This window comes from Streptomyces sp. NPDC044003 (genome assembly GCF_056435185.1).
This window is the reverse complement of record NZ_JBWKFA010000003.1, coordinates 118,392-133,273: the sequence shown is the minus strand read 5'-3', so window position 1 is coordinate 133,273 and position 14,882 is coordinate 118,392. Positions and strand designations below refer to the sequence as shown.

Sequence of the window (14,882 nt, the reverse complement as noted above, 5' to 3'; positions counted from 1 at the left end):
GGAGAAGCACCCATGGAACACACCGAACTCGGCGTCGTCCACACGAAGATCGACCGGGCCGACCCGGAGGCCGTCGCGGAGCTGGCGAAGTACGGCGTCGCGACGATCCACGAGGCCATGGGCCGGGTGGGGCTGATGCGCCCCTACCTGCGCCCCGCCTACCCGAAGGCCCGGATGTGCGGCACCGCCGTGACCGCGCTCCTCCAGCCCGGCGACAACTGGATGCTCCACGTCGCCGCCGAGCAGATCCAGGACGGCGACGTCGTCGTCGCGGCCTGCACGACCGAGAGCGAGGACGGCTTCTTCGGCGAGCTGCTCGCCACGTCGTTCCGCGCCCGCGGCTGCCGGGGCCTGATCATCGACGGAGGCGTCCGCGACGTCACCGACCTGGAGCGGATGGACTTCCCCGTCTTCTCCCGCGCGATCAACGCCAAGGGCACCGTCAAGGCCACCCTCGGCTCCGTCAACGTGCCGGTGGTCTGCGGCAACGCCCTCGTGCGCCCCGGTGACGTGATCGTCGCCGACGCGGACGGCGTCGTCGTGGTGCCGCGCGAGCGGGCCGCCGAGGTGGCCGCCGCATCCGCCGCCCGCGAGGCCAACGAGGAAGGCAAGCGGGCACAGTTCCGCGCGGGCCGGCTCGGCCTGGACCTGTACGGCATGCGCGGCCCGCTGGCCGAGCTCGGCCTGCGTTACGAGGACTGAGGATGACGACCTTCGAGAAGACCCCGGGCTGGCTGGACTGGTACGCCGGTCCGAGCCGGCCGCAGTTCCGGCTCCCCTCCGGCGCCGTCGACGCGCACTGCCACGTCTTCGGACCGGGCGCCGAGTTCCCGTACGCCCCCGAGCGCAAGTACACGCCGTGCGACGCGTCCAAGGACCAGCTGTTCGCGCTCCGCGACCACCTCGGCTTCGCCCGGAACGTCGTGGTGCAGGCGACCTGTCACGGCGCCGACAACACCGCCATGGTCGACGCCCTGCGGGCCTCCGGCGGGCTGGCCCGGGGTGTGGCGACGCTGCGCCCCGACGTCACCGACGCCCAGGTGCGCGAGCTGCACGAGGCGGGCGTCCGCGGGGTGCGGTTCAACTTCGTGAAGCGGCTCGTGGACGCGGCGCCGCAGCAGGACCTGCGGGACGTCGCCGAGAAGATCGCACCGTACGGCTGGCACGTCGTCGTCTACTTCGAGGCGGCGGACCTCCCGGACCTGCGGGACTTCCTGCTGTCGATCCCCGTCCCGCTGGTCGTCGACCACATGGGACGGCCGGACACCGCGAAGGACCCGGAAGGGCCCGACTTCGAGGCCTTCCTGAACTTCATGCGGGCCCGTCCGGACATCTGGTGCAAGGTGACGTGCCCGGAGCGGCTCTCGCTGACCGGTCCGCCGGCCCTCGACGGGGAGCGGAACGCCTACCGCGACGTGGTCCCGTTCGCCCGGCGCGTCGTCGAGGAGTTCCCCGACCGCGTCCTGTGGGGCACCGACTGGCCGCACCCCAACCTCACCGATCACATGCCCGACGACGGCCTGCTCGTCGACTTCCTCCCGCACATCGCGCCGACCCCGGCGCTGCGGCAGAAGCTCCTCGTCGACAACCCGATGCGCCTGTACTGGCCGGACGCCGACTGACCCGCCCACGACCGGAGGCCACCATGTCACTGGACAAGACCTACAAACTGGTGCCGGGGACCACGATCTTCGACGCCGAACAGTCCGCCAAGGGCTACCACCTCAACCAGTTCTGCATGTCGCTGATGACCGCGGAGAACCGCGCGGCCTACCTCGCCGACGAGCGCGCCTACCTGGACGCCTGGCCGCTGCGGGAGGAGCAGAAGCAGGCCCTGCTCGACCGCGACCTCAACGCCGCCATGCGCGAGGGCGGCAACATCTACTTCCTCGCCAAGTGGGGCGCGACCCTGGGGTTCTCGTTCCAGCAGATGGCGGGGTCCATGACCGGCATGACCGAGGAGGAGTACCGCGCGATGATGGTCGGCGGCGGCCGCTCCGTCGATGGCAACCGCATCGACCACGCGGTCCTGGAGGCGGCACACGCCGATCCGACGCCCCCGGCCGAGCACGCCGTGATCACCGGCGCGGTCTTCACCTCCCACGTGCCGGCGATCGGCGCGGCGATGGACCACGAGAAGACCGAAGAGCCTTACTGGCGACCGGTCTTCGAGGGGTACGAGTTCTCCAGGGAGTGGGAGCGGGAGAACCTCCCCGATGTGATCTTCCTGGTCTACAACGACCATGCCTCCGCCTTCGACCTGTCCCTGATCCCCACCTTCGTCCTCGGGACCGGCGGCGCCTTCCCCACCGCCGACGAGGGGTACGGGCCCCGCCCCGTGCCCGGCGTCGAGGGCGACCCGGACCTCGCCGCGCACATCGCGCACTCGCTCATCAGGGACGACTTCGACCTCACCCTCGCGAACGAGCTGACCGTCGACCACGGCCTGACCGTCCCGCTGTCGCTGATGTTCGGCGACACCGAGAAGTGGCCGTGCAAGGTGATCCCCTTCCACGTCAACGTGGTGCAGTACCCCGTCCCCTCGGGCGCCCGCTGCTTCGAGCTCGGGCGGGCCCTGCGCCGGGCGATCGAGTCGTACGACCGGCCGCTCAAGGTGCAGGTGTGGGGCACCGGCGGCATGAGCCACCAGCTCCAGGGCCCGCGGGCCGGCCTCATCAACCGGGAGTGGGACAACGCCTTCCTGGACCGGCTGGTCGAGGACCCCGCCGGACTCGCGCAGGTGCCGCACCTGGAGTACGTCGAGGAGGCGGGCTCGGAGGGCATCGAGCTGGTCATGTGGCTGATCGCCCGCGGCGCGCTGAGCGACGTCGACGGCTCCGGCGAGGTCGAGGTCAAGCACCGCTTCTACCATGTGCCGGCGTCCAACACCGCCGTCGGACACCTGATCCTGGAAAACCACCCCCGGGCCGAAGAGCCCGCCGTGAAGGAGTGACATGACTGACGACCGGACCGTACGGATCGCCCTGGCCGGCGGCGGTGCCTTCGGGGCCAAGCACGCGGCCGCGCTGAAGCGGATCGAGGGCGTCGAGGTGGCCGCCGTGGTGAGCAGCAGCCTCGAACGCGCCCAGAAGTTCGCCGCGGAGCAGGGCGTCGGGCGCGCCGTCGCCTCCCTGGACGAGGTGCTTGCGATGGACGACATCGACGCCGTCATCCTCGCCACCCCCACGCAGCTGCACGCCTCGCAGACGCTGGCGTGCCTCGAAGCGGGCAAGCACGTCCAGGTGGAGATCCCGCTCGCCGACTCGCTCGGCGACGCCGAGGCGTGCCAGGCCGCGGCGGAGCGCACGGGCCTCGTGGCGATGGTGGGCCACACCCGCCGGTTCAACCCGAGCCACCAGTGGGTGCGGCGGCGGATCGAGGCCGGCGAGTTCTCCATCCAGCAGATGGACGTGCAGACGTACTTCTTCCGCCGGAAGAACCTCAACGCGCTCGGCCAGCCGCGCTCCTGGACCGACCACCTGCTGTGGCACCACGCCGCGCACACGGTCGACCTGTTCGCGTACCAGGCGGGTTCGCCGATCGTGCAGGCCAACGCCGTGCAGGGCCCGCTCCACCCCGAGCTGGGCATCGCGATGGACATGTCGATCCAGCTGCGGGCGGAGAACGGCGCCATCTGCACCCTGTCGCTGTCGTTCAACAACGACGGGCCGCTCGGCACGTTCTTCCGCTACATCGGCGACACCGGCACGTACATCGCCCGGTACGACGACCTGTTCACCGGCAAGGAGGAGCCGATCGACGTCAGCGGGGTCGACGTGTCGATGGACGGCATCGAGCTCCAGGACCGGGAGTTCGTCGCCGCCATCCGCGAGGGCCGCGAGCCGAACTCCTCCATCGCCCAGGTGCTGGCCTGCTACCGGACCCTGGCGGCGCTGGAGCAGCAGCTCAACGCCTTCGCGGGCTCGTGACCGCCGCATCGTCCGCCGGCGCGGGGCTCGCCCCGCGCCGGCTCGGTCCGTTCGAGGTCCCGGCCATCGGCCTGGGCTGCATGAACCTGAGCCATGCGTACCATGTCCCGCCGAGCCCGGAGGCCGCCGAGAAGGTGCTGCTGACGGCGCTGGAGGAGGGTGTCACGCTCTTCGACACCGCCGCCCTCTACGGCTTCGGCGCGAACGAGGAGCTGGTCGGCCGGGTCCTGGCCCCGCACCGGGACCGGATCGTGCTGGCCAGCAAGTGCGGGATGACCGGTGTCGACGGCCGGCGCGTCATCGACGGGCGGCCGGAGACCCTCCGGCGCACCGTGGACGAGGCGCTGGCCCGGCTGCGCACCGACGTCATCGACCTCTACTACCTGCACCGGGTCGACCGGCAGGTCCCGGTGGAGGAGAGCGTCGGGGCGATGGCCGAACTCGTCGCGGCGGGGAAGGTACGCGCGCTCGGGCTCTCGGAGGTCTCCGCGGCGACGCTGCGCCGGGCGCACGCCGTGCACCCGATCGCCGCCCTGCAGAACGAGTACAGCCTCTGGTCACGCAATCCGGAGCAGGGCACTCTGGCGGCGGCCCGTGAACTCGGCGTCGCCCTGGTGGCCTTCAGCCCGCTGGCCCGCGGCTTCCTCACCTCGGCGCCCCCGGACCTCGGCGGTCTTCCCGCCGGGGACATCCGCCGGGGCATGCCCCGCTTCGACTCCGGCCACTACCCCGCCAACCTGGCGCTGCGGCGGGAGCTGGAGAGGATCGCCGGCGACGCGGGACTCGGCCTCGCGCAACTGGCCCTCGCCTGGGTCGTCTCCCGGGGATCCCACGTCATCGCGATCCCCGGCACCCGGTCGGTCCCCCATCTGCGGGAGAACCTGTCCGTGCTCGACCTCGACGTACCGTGCGAGGTGCTCGACGCGGCGGACCGGGTGCTGAACGCCACGACGGTCCACGGGCCCCGCTACAACGAGTCCACGCTCGCCGAGATCGATACCGAGCGCTGCGGCCGGGCGGGCTGACACACGTTTCAGGGGCGGTACCGACCTCGTGGTCGGTACCGCCCCTGTCATGTGCTCATGTGCCGTCCGGCGGGCGGGGTCGTCGTCGCCCCGCCCGCCGCGGCGGCCCGCTGTCGGCCCCCGCCTGTGCGGTGGGCGGAGGCCTCCCCCCGTGCGGGCCCGAAGGGTGGTCGTGTCAGGCGTAGTGGCGGTACACGGCCTCGGCGACGCAGGCCGGCTTGGCGCTGCCCTCGACCTCGACGGTGAACGTCAGGGGCATCTGCACGCCGTTGCCCTTGACCTCCTCCACGCTGCCGACGACACCGTGGAGGCGGATCTTCGCGCCGACGGGGACGGGGCTGGGGAAACGGACCTTCTCCAGGCCGTAGTTGACGCTCATCTTGGTGCCGGTGATGCTGAGCAGCTCCCCGAAGAGCGGGATCATGAGGGAGAGAGTCAGGTAGCCGTGGGCGATGGCGCCGCCGAAGGGGCCGTCCTTGGCCTTCTCCGGGTCGGTGTGGATCCACTGGTGGTCGTCGGTGGCGTCGGCGAAGGTGTTCACCCGGTCCTGGGTGATCTCGAGCCAGCGCGTGCGGCCGAGGTCGGCTCCGCTGAGGGACGTGAGTTCGTCGAGGCCGTGGGCGGTGGTGGGCATGGAAGGTCCTTTCGATGGCAGGGGCGACGGTGGGCACATCGCTCTCGGGAGCGATGCGCCCACGTCCGTCAGGGGTGAGGGCGCTCGGCGGGAGCGGTGGCGTAGGTGTCGCGCACGGCGGGTTTGATGATCTTCCCGGAGGGCGTGCGGGGCAGCGCCTCGGTCACCACGAGCGACTTGGGGATCTTGTACTTGGCGAGCCGGCCCTTGAGGTGGCCGAGGATGTCGTCCTGGTCGGCGCGGGCGCCGGGGCGCAGGACGACGACGGCACGGCCGACCTCGCCCCAGACCGCGTCCGGCACACCGATGACCGCGCATTCGGCGACGGCGGGATGGTCGAGGACCGCGTCCTCCACCTCGGCCGGGTAGACGTTCTCCCCGCCCGAGACGAACATGTCCTTCGCCCGGTCGACGATGTAGGCGAAGCCCTCGTCGTCGGTGCGGGCGATGTCGCCGGTGCGCAGCCAGCGGCCGTCGGTGAAGGCGGCCTCGGTGTCCTGGGGCCGTCCCCAGTAGCCGCTCATGACGTTGGGGCCGTGGACGAGGACCTCGCCGCGCTCCCCCGGGCCGGCCTCACGGCCGTCGGGCCCGACGACACGGGTGTCGGTGAAGAAGTGCGGCACCCCGGCGGAGCCCGCCTTCTCCGAGGCCTTCTCCCGGTCCAGGAACAGGACGCCGGGGGACGCCTCGGTCATGCCGTAACCCTGGCTGAAGGCCAGACCGCGGTCGAGGTAGGTGGCGATGGTGCGGGCCGGTACGGGGGCACCGCCGCAGTTGAGGGTGCGCAGGCTCGACAGGTCGGCGGTCGCCCAGCGCGGCCGGGCGGCGATCGCGTCGAACATGGTGGGGACGCCGAACATGTACGTCACCCGCAGGTCCTCGATGAGCCCCAGGACGCGTTCGGCGTCGAAGGCTCCGAGGAGGACCACACGGCCCCCCTTGAGGAGGGTCGGCAGGCAGGTCATGTTGAGGCCGCCGGTGTGGAACAGCGGGGCGACGACGAGGGTGACCTCGTCGCCGGACAGGTCGGTGTCGACGAGGACGTTGACGCTGTTCCAGGTGATGTTGGCGTGGGAGAGGACGGCGCCCTTGGGGCGGCCCGTGGTCCCGGAGGTGTACATGATCATGCACGGGTCCTCGGGCGCCACGGCCTCGTCCAGCGGCTCGGTCCCGGCGCCGGCGAGCAGTTCCTCGTAGCCGAGAGCTCCGTCCTGGTCGGGGCCGGCGAGGGCGATCCGGTGCCGTACGTCCGCCTCGGCCGCCGCGGCACGGGCCGCGGTGGCCTGCTCGGGCGCGTGGACGAGGACGGTGCTGCCCGAGTCGGCCAGGTTGTAGGCCAGTTCCGGTGCCGTGAGGCGGGTGTTGAGCGGGACGAAGACCGCTCCGAGCGCCCCGGTGGCGAACAGGGTCTCCAGGAACGCCGGGTGGTTGGCGCCGAGGTACGCGACCCGGTCGCCCCGCGCCACGCCGAGTGCGCGCAGGGTGTGGGCGAGGCGCAGGACGCGCTCGTGCAGCTCGCGGTAGGTCTGGGTGCGGTCCTCGTGGACGACGGCGACCCGGTCGGGCGTCTTGCGGGCCCGGCGCGCGGGCCAGGAGCCGATGCCTTGGTTCAACATGCTGCCTCCTTCAGTCCGCCGTCAGACCCAGCAGGTAGGCGGCGTTCCCCTTGAGGATCTTCGGGCGGACCTCGGGCTTGATGTCGAGCTTCTCGAAGTCGGCGAGCCAGCGGTCGGGGGTGATGACGGGGTAGTCGGAGCCGAAGAGCACCTTGTCCTTGAGCAGGGTGTTGGCGTACCGGACGAGCTGCGGAGGGAAGTACTTCGGGGACCAGCCGGACAGGTCGATGTACACGTGCGGCTTGTGGGTGGCCACCGCCAGGGCCTCGTCCTGCCAGGGGAAGGACGGGTGGGCCAGGATGATCCGCAGCTCGGGGAAGTCGACGGCCACGTCGTCGACCAGCATCGGGTTCGAGTACTTCAGCCGGATGCCGCCGCCGCCCGGGACGCCGGCGCCGATGCCCGTCTGGCCGGTGTGGAAGAGCGCGGGCACGCCGAGCTCCTCGATCGCCTCGTACAGCGGGTAGGCGAGCGGGTCGTTCGGCGAGAACGCCTGGATGCTCGGGTGGAACTTGAAGCCGCGGACGCCGTACTCCTCGACCAGGCGCCGGGCCTCCCGCACGCCCGCGCGTCCCTTGTGCGGGTCGATGCTCGCGAAGGGGATGAGCGCGTCGGCGTGGGCGGCGCAGCTCTCCGCGATCTCCTCGTTGGAGATCCGCGGGTGGCCGGTGGCGTGCTCGGCGTCGACGGTGAACACCACGGCCGCCATGCGGCGTTCCCGGTAGTGCTCGGCCATCTCGTCGATGGTCGGCTGCCGGTGGCCGTGGGCCTTGAAGTACTCCTCGGAGGCTCCGAACAGTTCGGGGCTCAGGGCCCCGTGGCCGTCCTTGGAGATCTCCGCGTGCGTGTGGACGTCGATGGCCGTGAGCCGGTCGAGGTCGAGCGCGAGGTCGCCCATGTCACGCCACCGGGGCCTGGGGGGCGGGGATGCCGTAGGTCTCGGGCTCGGCCCCGACGCCGTCCGCCCACTCGGCGGCGATGGTGTCGGCGCTCCAGCCACCCTCGGCGAAGGCCACCGACTTCTCCTTGGGGTGGGCCCACAGGGCCAGTCGGTCGCCGCCGATGCCGATGGCCTGACCGGTCACTCCGTCGGAGTCGTCCGAGGCCAGGAAGGTGATCAGGGCGGCGACGTCCTCGACGGTGCCGAGGCCCTCGTCCTTGCGCAGCCAGTCCGGCAGCGGCTTGCCCGTGCGCTCGGACTCCTCGATGACCGGGGCGAAGGCCGGGATGGTCTTGGTCATCTCGGTGGCGGCGACCGGGACGACGGCGTTGACGGTGATGCCGGCGCGGCCCAGCTCCATGGCCCAGGTGCGGGCCATGGCGACGATGCCCGCCTTGGCGGCGGCGTAGTTCGTCTGGCCGAAGTTGCCGCGCTGACCGGCCGGCGAGGAGATGAGGACCAGCCGGCCGCCGGTGCCCTGCTCGCGCATGCGGACGGCGGCGGCGCGGGCGCAGGTGAAGGTGCCGCGCAGGTGGACGCGGACCACGTCGTCGAAGTCCTCGTCGGTCATCTTCCACAGCACGCGGTCGCGCAGGATGCCGGCGTTGGTGACGAGCACGTCCAGGCGCCCGAACTCCCGCACCGCCGCGTCCACCAGCTCCTGCGCGGCCGTGCTGTCGCCCACCGCCGCGACGACGCCGGTCGCCCGTCCTCCCTCGGCCGTGATGGCCGCGACGGCGTCGTCGACGACGGTCCGGTCGACGTCGTTGACGACGACGGCGGCGCCGGCCGCGGCGAGGGCCTGGGCGTAGGCCAGTCCGAGACCGCGTCCGCTGCCGGTGACGACGGCGACCTTGCCGTGCAGATCCATGAGAGGTGCCTCTCGTAAAGGGGGTGGAAGGGGGTATGCCGAAGGCCCGACACGAGCCGGGATCGACAGGAATCCTGATGAACGTCAGTCTGGGCATTAACAGGATTCCTGTCAATGTTTTAGGGTGAGAGGTGCCGCCACCGCGGCGGCAGACGGTTCGGGAGCGGTACGGCCACCCCGAGCCCACCTTCACCACGGGAGGACGAACGTGAGCACCTCACTGCTCTACCTGCTCAAGAGGACGGAGCTGGCGGTGCGGGCCCGCCTGGAGGAGCTGGTCAAGCCCGCCGGGATCACAGCCCTGCAGTACACCGCCCTGACGGTGCTGGAGCGGCACGACGGCATCTCCGCCGCACAGCTCGCCCGCGACTCCTTCGTCACCGCCCAGTCGATGGCCGACATGGTCCGCGCCCTGGAGAGCCGGGGCCTGATCCGCCGCGAACCCAACCCCGCCAACCGCCGCGAACGCCTCATCCTGCTCGCCGACCCGGGGCGGCGACTGCTCGCCGAGTACGCCGGGCCGGCCCGTGCACTGGAGGAGCGCATGATCGCCGACCTGAGCGCCGAGGAGATCGACGTGCTCAGGCAGGCCCTGGTCGGGGCATGGCGGTCCCTGTCCTAGAAGAAGGGGTCAGCCGCGAGGGGCGTCGTCGTGTGACGGCGCTCGGTCGGGTCACGCCGCCCGGCGTCGCGGCTCCGGGACGACCCCGGGTCATGCATGAGCGGGGCGGGTGGTGCGGTGTGGTGCGGGTCAGCTGTCGAAGCCGAGGCCGAAGCGGTCGAGGGTGCGGAGCCAGAGGTTGCGGCGTCCCTCGTTCAGGTCGGCGCGCGCCATGGACCACTTGGTGATGTTGATGCCGATCGAGCGGACGGGCTCGGGCGGGAACGGCAGGGGCTTGCGGCGTACGAGTTCCAGGCCGGTGCGCTCCGTGTACTCACCCGCGAGCAGGTCGAGCATCACGTCGGCGCCGAAGCGGGTGGCGCCGACGCCGAGGCCGGTGAAGCCGGCGGCGTAGGCGACCTTGCCGCGGTGACACGTGTCAAAGAAAACGCAGAAACGGGTGCTGGTGTCAATGGCCCCGCCCCAGGCGTGACTGAACCGAACCCCTTCCAGCTGCGGAAACGTCGTGAAGAAATGTCCGGCGAGCGTCGCGTACGTCTCGGGCCGGCGGTCGTGCTCGGCGCGGACCGGACCGCCGTGGTAGACGGCGTCGTAACCGCCCCAGAGGATGCGGTTGTCGGCGGAGAGCCGGACGTAGTGGAACTGGTTGGCGCAGTCGGCGAAGCCCTGCCGGTTCTTCCAGCCGACGGAGGCGAGCTGGGCCTCGGTCAGGGGCTCGGTCATCAGCGCGTAGTCGTACACGGGGACGGTGTACGGGCGGTGGCGCCGGAGCAGGGACGGGTAGGCGTTGGTGGCGAGCGCGACGCGGCGGGCGGTGATCCGGCCGTAGGGGGTGCCGACGGCGACGACGGCGCCGTGCTCGTCGAGCGAGGTCGCGGGGGTGTGCTCGTGGATGCGGACGCCGAGGTCGAGGCAGGCCTGCTTGAGGCCCCAGGCGAGCCGGGCCGGGTTGACCATGGCGACGTCGTCCTTGTTCCACAGGCCGCCGAGGAAGGTCGGGGAGTCGATCTCGGCGCGTACGGCCTCGGCGTCGAGCAGGAGGGGCTTGCCGCCGTGGCGGGCGGCGTGCTCGGCCTCCTCGGCGAGGCCGTCGAGCTGGTAGCGCTCGGTGGCGACGACGAGGGAGCCGGTGCGCTCCCAGTCGCAGTCGATGCCGTATCGGGCGAGGGTGTCCTCGATGGCCTGGAGGTTCTCGCGGCCGAGACGTTCCAGGAGGCCGATCTCCTCGGGCCAGCGCTGGAGGCCGTTGGCCAGGCCGTGGGTGAGGCTGGACTCGCAGAATCCGCCGTTGCGGCCGGAGGCGGCGCCGCCGACCTCGTCGGCCTCGACGAGCACGACATCGGTGGAGGGGTCGCGCTCCTTGGCGATGAGGGCGGTCCACAGGCCGGTGTAGCCGCCGCCGACCACGAGGAGGTCGCAGGTGGTGCCGCCGATGAGGGCGGGGGCGGGCTGCGGACGGCGGGGGTCGTCGAGCCAGAACGGGGTGGGGTCGACGTCCCTGAGCGAGCTGAGGTGGTCCATGGGTGTTCCTTCGGGGTCGCGGAGACGCCCGAGCGCGGGAAGCCTCCGAAGTGCCGCCCATGAGACTCCGCCGCACGGAACAAGGTCAATGGTGTTGACGTAAGCCCCGCGTCACCCCTCCGGGCTCGGCTCCGGCCTCAGCGCCGCGTCACCCCTCCGGGCTCGGCTCCGGCCTCAGCGCCGCCACCGCGCTCAGCATCAGTTCCAGGGCGAACGGGTAGCCGCTGTCGCTCATGTCGGCGGCCAGGAGGGGGAAGGTCGCGGCGATGTTCGGGTGGGTGTCGGGGGACAGCCGGCCGTAGACCGCGTGCCAGACCTGCGCCTCCTTCTCCTGGGCTGCGGGCGGCAGCGCGAGCGCGGCCGCGTCCTGGGCCGCGAAGGCGAGGGCCTGGTCGACGAAGGCGTGGTAGATCCGCACGGCGAGTCCGTCCGGGAAGCCGGCGGAGCGCAGGACGCCGAGGATCCGCTCGACGGCCCTGGTCTCGTACGGCCGCCCGGTGGTGCGGTGGGCCGCGAGGGCCGCCGCCTGCGGGTAGGCCATGTAGCAGCCGTGGATGCGAAGTCCCAGGTCGCGGAGGTCGACCCGCCAGTCGCCGGTGGCCGTCCAGCCCTCCTGTGCGCGGCCGATCATCTCGTCGGCGACGGCGAGCAGCAGGGCGTCGGTGTTCCGGAAGTAGCGGTAGAGGGCCGTCGGGTCGGCGCCGAGTGCGGCGCCCAGCCTCCGTACCGACAGGGCTTCCGCGCCGTGCTGCGCGATCAGGCGCAGCGCGGTCTCGACGATGAGCCGCTCCGAGAGGACGGCGCCCTGCTTGGTGGGGCGGCGACGCTGCCGGCTGCCTTCGGGGACCACGCGTTCGGACATGGCCGGAACCTTACGTCAACGCTATTGACGTGTAAACGGCCCGCCCGCTTGCATGGCGCCCACCAACCGACACCACTTGTTCTGGAGCGCCCATGACCACGGCCGATCTGGTCTTCACCCGCGGTCCCGTCTTCACGGCGGACCCGGCCCGCACCCGGGCGACCTCGCTCGCCGTCGTCGGCGAGCGGATCACGGCCGTCGGCCACGACGAGGTACGGGACCTCATCGGGCCCGGTACGGAGGTCGTCGACCTGACGGGGAAGCTGCTGCTCCCGGGCTTCCAGGACGCCCACATCCACGCCGTCGGCGGCGGCAAGGAGCTGGCGGAGTGCGATCTCACCGGCACAGTGGGCGTCACCGACTACCTGGAGCGGATCCGGGAGTACGCGGACGCCCACCCGGAGCGCGCATGGATCACCGGCGGCGGCTGGTCGATGGAGAGCTTCGAGGGCGGGCTTCCCACCCGGCAGCTGCTCGATTCCGTCGCCCCCGACCGGCCGGTCCTGCTGTCGAACCGTGACCACCACGGCGCCTGGGCCAACTCCCGCGCCCTGGAGCTCGCGGGGCTCACCGCCGACACCCCCGATCCGGCCGACGGCCGGATCGAGCGGGAGGCGGACGGCACCCCCAGCGGCATGCTCCAGGAGGGCGCGATCGGCCTCGTCGGCCGGCTGGTGCCGGAGGCCACCGCCGAGGACCGCCTCGCCGGTCTGCTGCGGGCCCAGAAGCTGCTGCACTCGCTCGGCATCACGGCCTGGCAGGACGCGCTGCTCGGTTCCTTCGGCGGTATGGCCGATCCGTCGGAGGCGTACCTGAGCGCGGCCGGCGACGGTTCGCTGACCGCCCGGGTGACCGGGGCGCTCTGGTGGGACCGCGAGCGGGGGGCCGAGCAGATCCCCGAACTGGTCGCCCGGCGCGAGAAGCTGAGCCTGGGCCGGTTCCGCGCCGGCTCGGTGAAGATCATGCAGGACGGCATCGCGGAGAACTTCACCGCCGCCATGACCACCCCGTACCTGGACGGCTGCGGCTGCGCCACCGCCAACAGCGGCCTGAGCTTCGTCGACCCCGAGGCACTGCGCGGGTACGTGACCGAGCTCGACGCCCTCGACTTCCAGGTCCACTTCCACGCCCTGGGCGACCGGGCCGTCCGTGAGGCCCTGGACTCCCTCGAGGCGGCGATCGCCGCCAACGGACGCCGCGGCAACCGGCACCACCTGGCCCACCTCCAGGTCGTCCACCCCGATGACCTGGCCCGGTTCGCGGAGCTCGGCGCCATCGCGAACATCCAGCCGCTCTGGGCCGCGCACGAGCCGCAGATGGACGAGCTCACCATCCCGTTCCTGGGTCCCGAGCGCGCCGCCTGGCAGTACCCGTTCGGCGATCTCGTACGGGCCGGGGCCACCCTCGCCGCCGGCAGCGACTGGCCGGTCAGCAGCCCGAACCCGATCGAGGGCATCCACGTCGCGGTGAACCGCCGCGACCCGGAGGCCACCGACGACCGGGTCTTCTTCGCCGAGCAGCGCCTCGACCTCACCACGGCGCTGGCCGCCTACACCGCGGGCACCGCGCATGTGAACGGTCTCGACGACACCGGCAGCCTGCGCCCCGGCCACCTCGCCGACCTGGTCGTCCTGGACCGCGACATCCTCACCGGCCCGCCGGAGGAGATCGCCGAGGCCCGGGTGGAGCGGACGTACGTCGGCGGGCGGCTGGTCCACTCGGTCTGACCGCTCCTCAGCGGCGCAGCGACGAGCCCCGTACGTCCAGGCGCGTCGGTACGAGTGTCCCGGCCGGCTCCCGGCGGCCGTGTTCCAGGACCGCGACGAGGTGCTCGACACCGGCCTCCGCGACCGCCTCGGGCCGCAGGCTCAGCGTGGTCACCGGCGGCTCGGTGTGCAGGGCCGTGGCGTCCTCGCTGACCAGGACGACCAGCAGGTCGTCCGGGACCGCGTACCCGTGGCGGCGCGCCGCGTCCAGGACGAGGGGCGGACTCGCCTCCGCCACGACCAGCAGGGCGTCGGGCCGCTCCGGCCCGTCGTCGGTCAGGGCGGTCTCGACGGCGCGCACCACCGGCCCGTTGCCGGCCTCCCCGACGCGCACCACCCGTTCCGGCAGGGCGTGGGCGGCGCACCACTCCCGGTGGGCGGCGTACACCTCGATGTGGAAGCGGGTGGTGCTGTCCGGCACCACGAGGACGGGTCTGCGGGCCCCCTGCTCCCGGAGGTGGTCGAGGGCCTCGCGGACGGCGCGGCCCGCGTCGACGTCCACCCAGTACGCCCCCGGCCGCCCCTCGACGGAACGGTCCGTGAAGACGGGGATCCCGGCGGCGAGGAGGCCCTCGACGACCGGGTCGTCGGCGACGGGGTCGGCGACGACCACCGCGTCGAGGGACAGGTCGGCCCACTCGCTCTGCAGGGAGCCGGCGGGCAGCAGCACCACGGCGTAGCCGCGTCGCAGCGCGGTGGCCGCGGTGGCCCCGGTCAGCCGGGCGAAATACGGCGACTCGAGAAAGGTCCAGGGAGTGGCGGCGAACTCGCCGACCACGTATCCGATCAGCCGGGCCCGTCCCGCACGCAGCTGACGTGCGGTGGCGTTGGGCCGGTAGCCCATTCTGCGCGCGGTCTCGCGGGCCCTCTCCCGTACCTCCGGGGAGAGCCTGCCGGTGCCGTTGAGCGCCGCCGAGACGGTCGTCTTGGACAGGCCCGCCTCGCGGGCCACGTCGACGAGCCGGACGCGCGGGATGGGCGGCGAGGGCTGCCCGCCGTGCCGTGAAGCTTCGGTCATGGGGGTGATGCTGCCACCCTCGTGAGCTCTGCAAAACCGTTCCCGCAAACCCTTGTGCGGGAACGTTCCCGCACCAAT

General features: G+C 72.1%; 14 protein-coding genes. 7 read left to right on the top strand and 7 right to left on the bottom strand.

Going from position 1 to position 14,882, the window contains the following annotated elements; all coding sequences use genetic code 11:
* Positions 1-12 precede the first annotated feature (12 nt).
* The 5 genes from ligK to AC07AW_RS12670 are packed head-to-tail and all read left to right on the top strand — an operon-like array spanning position 13 to position 4,954.
* Positions 13-702: a 4-carboxy-4-hydroxy-2-oxoadipate aldolase/oxaloacetate decarboxylase gene (gene ligK / locus AC07AW_RS12690; protein ID WP_478815453.1), complete on the top strand. Its 690-nt coding sequence runs from the start codon at positions 13-15 to the stop codon at positions 700-702.
* Between the two features lie 2 nt (positions 703-704).
* Positions 705-1,622: an amidohydrolase family protein gene (locus tag AC07AW_RS12685; protein WP_478815452.1), complete on the top strand. Its 918-nt coding sequence runs from the start codon at positions 705-707 to the stop codon at positions 1,620-1,622.
* A 23-nt stretch (positions 1,623-1,645) separates the two neighbouring features.
* Positions 1,646-2,953 carry a protocatechuate 4,5-dioxygenase subunit alpha gene (gene ligA, locus AC07AW_RS12680; protein ID WP_478815451.1) on the top strand — a complete coding sequence of 436 codons (1,308 nt, stop codon included), beginning with the start codon at positions 1,646-1,648 and terminating at the stop codon, positions 2,951-2,953.
* A 1-nt stretch (position 2,954) separates the two neighbouring features.
* A complete protein-coding gene (locus AC07AW_RS12675; protein WP_478815450.1) occupies positions 2,955-3,929 on the top strand; it encodes a Gfo/Idh/MocA family oxidoreductase in 975 nt (324 codons plus the stop codon).
* Positions 3,926-4,954, top strand: coding sequence for an aldo/keto reductase (locus tag AC07AW_RS12670; RefSeq protein WP_478815449.1), 1,029 nt, complete (start codon positions 3,926-3,928; stop codon positions 4,952-4,954). Before AC07AW_RS12675 ends, AC07AW_RS12670 begins: the two co-directional genes overlap by 4 nt.
* Positions 4,955-5,129: 175 nt before the next feature.
* On the opposite strand, the gene AC07AW_RS12665 is transcribed toward AC07AW_RS12670, so the two are convergent.
* From AC07AW_RS12665 to AC07AW_RS12650, 4 genes are all read right to left on the bottom strand, one after another.
* A complete protein-coding gene (locus AC07AW_RS12665) occupies positions 5,130-5,588 on the bottom strand; it encodes a MaoC family dehydratase (RefSeq protein WP_478815448.1) in 459 nt (152 codons plus the stop codon).
* Positions 5,589-5,656: 68 nt separating this feature from the next.
* Positions 5,657-7,204, bottom strand: coding sequence for an acyl-CoA synthetase (locus AC07AW_RS12660; protein ID WP_478815447.1), 1,548 nt, complete (start codon positions 7,202-7,204; stop codon positions 5,657-5,659).
* 10 nt (positions 7,205-7,214) lie between these two features.
* On the bottom strand, positions 7,215-8,102 hold the full coding sequence (locus tag AC07AW_RS12655) for an amidohydrolase family protein (protein ID WP_478815446.1): 888 nt from the start codon (positions 8,100-8,102) through the stop codon (positions 7,215-7,217).
* A gap of 1 nt (position 8,103) precedes the next feature.
* Positions 8,104-9,015 (bottom strand): SDR family oxidoreductase, encoded by a 912-nt coding sequence (locus tag AC07AW_RS12650; protein WP_478815445.1) that lies wholly within the window; start codon positions 9,013-9,015, stop codon positions 8,104-8,106.
* 208 nt (positions 9,016-9,223) lie between these two features.
* Here AC07AW_RS12650 and AC07AW_RS12645 point away from each other — a divergent pair, with 208 nt between their 5' ends.
* Positions 9,224-9,637, top strand: a complete 414-nt coding sequence (locus tag AC07AW_RS12645; RefSeq protein WP_478815444.1) for a MarR family winged helix-turn-helix transcriptional regulator — start codon at positions 9,224-9,226, stop codon at positions 9,635-9,637.
* Between the two features lie 129 nt (positions 9,638-9,766).
* Here AC07AW_RS12645 and AC07AW_RS12640 read toward each other — a convergent pair whose 3' ends face one another.
* Both AC07AW_RS12640 and AC07AW_RS12635 read right to left on the bottom strand, forming a co-directional pair.
* The gene (locus AC07AW_RS12640) at positions 9,767-11,158 is read right to left on the bottom strand and encodes an NAD(P)/FAD-dependent oxidoreductase (RefSeq protein ID WP_478815443.1); all 1,392 of its coding nucleotides are present in this window, start codon (positions 11,156-11,158) and stop codon (positions 9,767-9,769) included.
* A gap of 148 nt (positions 11,159-11,306) precedes the next feature.
* Complete coding sequence (locus AC07AW_RS12635) at positions 11,307-12,020, bottom strand: TetR/AcrR family transcriptional regulator (RefSeq protein ID WP_478815442.1); 714 nt, start codon at positions 12,018-12,020, stop codon at positions 11,307-11,309.
* Positions 12,021-12,112: 92 nt separating this feature from the next.
* Here AC07AW_RS12635 and AC07AW_RS12630 point away from each other — a divergent pair, with 92 nt between their 5' ends.
* Complete coding sequence (locus AC07AW_RS12630) at positions 12,113-13,747, top strand: amidohydrolase (RefSeq protein ID WP_478815441.1); 1,635 nt, start codon at positions 12,113-12,115, stop codon at positions 13,745-13,747.
* A gap of 7 nt (positions 13,748-13,754) precedes the next feature.
* On the opposite strand, the gene AC07AW_RS12625 is transcribed toward AC07AW_RS12630, so the two are convergent.
* A complete protein-coding gene (locus AC07AW_RS12625; RefSeq protein WP_478815440.1) occupies positions 13,755-14,804 on the bottom strand; it encodes a LacI family DNA-binding transcriptional regulator in 1,050 nt (349 codons plus the stop codon).
* Between the last annotated feature and the right edge of the window lie 78 nt (positions 14,805-14,882).

Coding starts and splice junctions, on each gene's coding strand:
- ligK (WP_478815453.1), top strand. CDS start 13: ATGGAACACACCGAACTCGGCGTCGTCCACACGAAGATCGACCGGGCC.
- ligA (WP_478815451.1), top strand. CDS start 1,646: ATGTCACTGGACAAGACCTACAAACTGGTGCCGGGGACCACGATCTTC.
- AC07AW_RS12660 (WP_478815447.1), bottom strand. CDS start 7,204: ATGTTGAACCAAGGCATCGGCTCCTGGCCCGCGCGCCGGGCCCGCAAG.
- AC07AW_RS12685 (WP_478815452.1), top strand. CDS start 705: ATGACGACCTTCGAGAAGACCCCGGGCTGGCTGGACTGGTACGCCGGT.
- AC07AW_RS12640 (WP_478815443.1), bottom strand. CDS start 11,158: ATGGACCACCTCAGCTCGCTCAGGGACGTCGACCCCACCCCGTTCTGG.
- AC07AW_RS12625 (WP_478815440.1), bottom strand. CDS start 14,804: ATGACCGAAGCTTCACGGCACGGCGGGCAGCCCTCGCCGCCCATCCCG.
- AC07AW_RS12630 (WP_478815441.1), top strand. CDS start 12,113: ATGACCACGGCCGATCTGGTCTTCACCCGCGGTCCCGTCTTCACGGCG.
- AC07AW_RS12655 (WP_478815446.1), bottom strand. CDS start 8,102: ATGGGCGACCTCGCGCTCGACCTCGACCGGCTCACGGCCATCGACGTC.
- AC07AW_RS12650 (WP_478815445.1), bottom strand. CDS start 9,015: ATGGATCTGCACGGCAAGGTCGCCGTCGTCACCGGCAGCGGACGCGGT.
- AC07AW_RS12665 (WP_478815448.1), bottom strand. CDS start 5,588: ATGCCCACCACCGCCCACGGCCTCGACGAACTCACGTCCCTCAGCGGA.
- AC07AW_RS12635 (WP_478815442.1), bottom strand. CDS start 12,020: ATGTCCGAACGCGTGGTCCCCGAAGGCAGCCGGCAGCGTCGCCGCCCC.
- AC07AW_RS12675 (WP_478815450.1), top strand. CDS start 2,955: ATGACTGACGACCGGACCGTACGGATCGCCCTGGCCGGCGGCGGTGCC.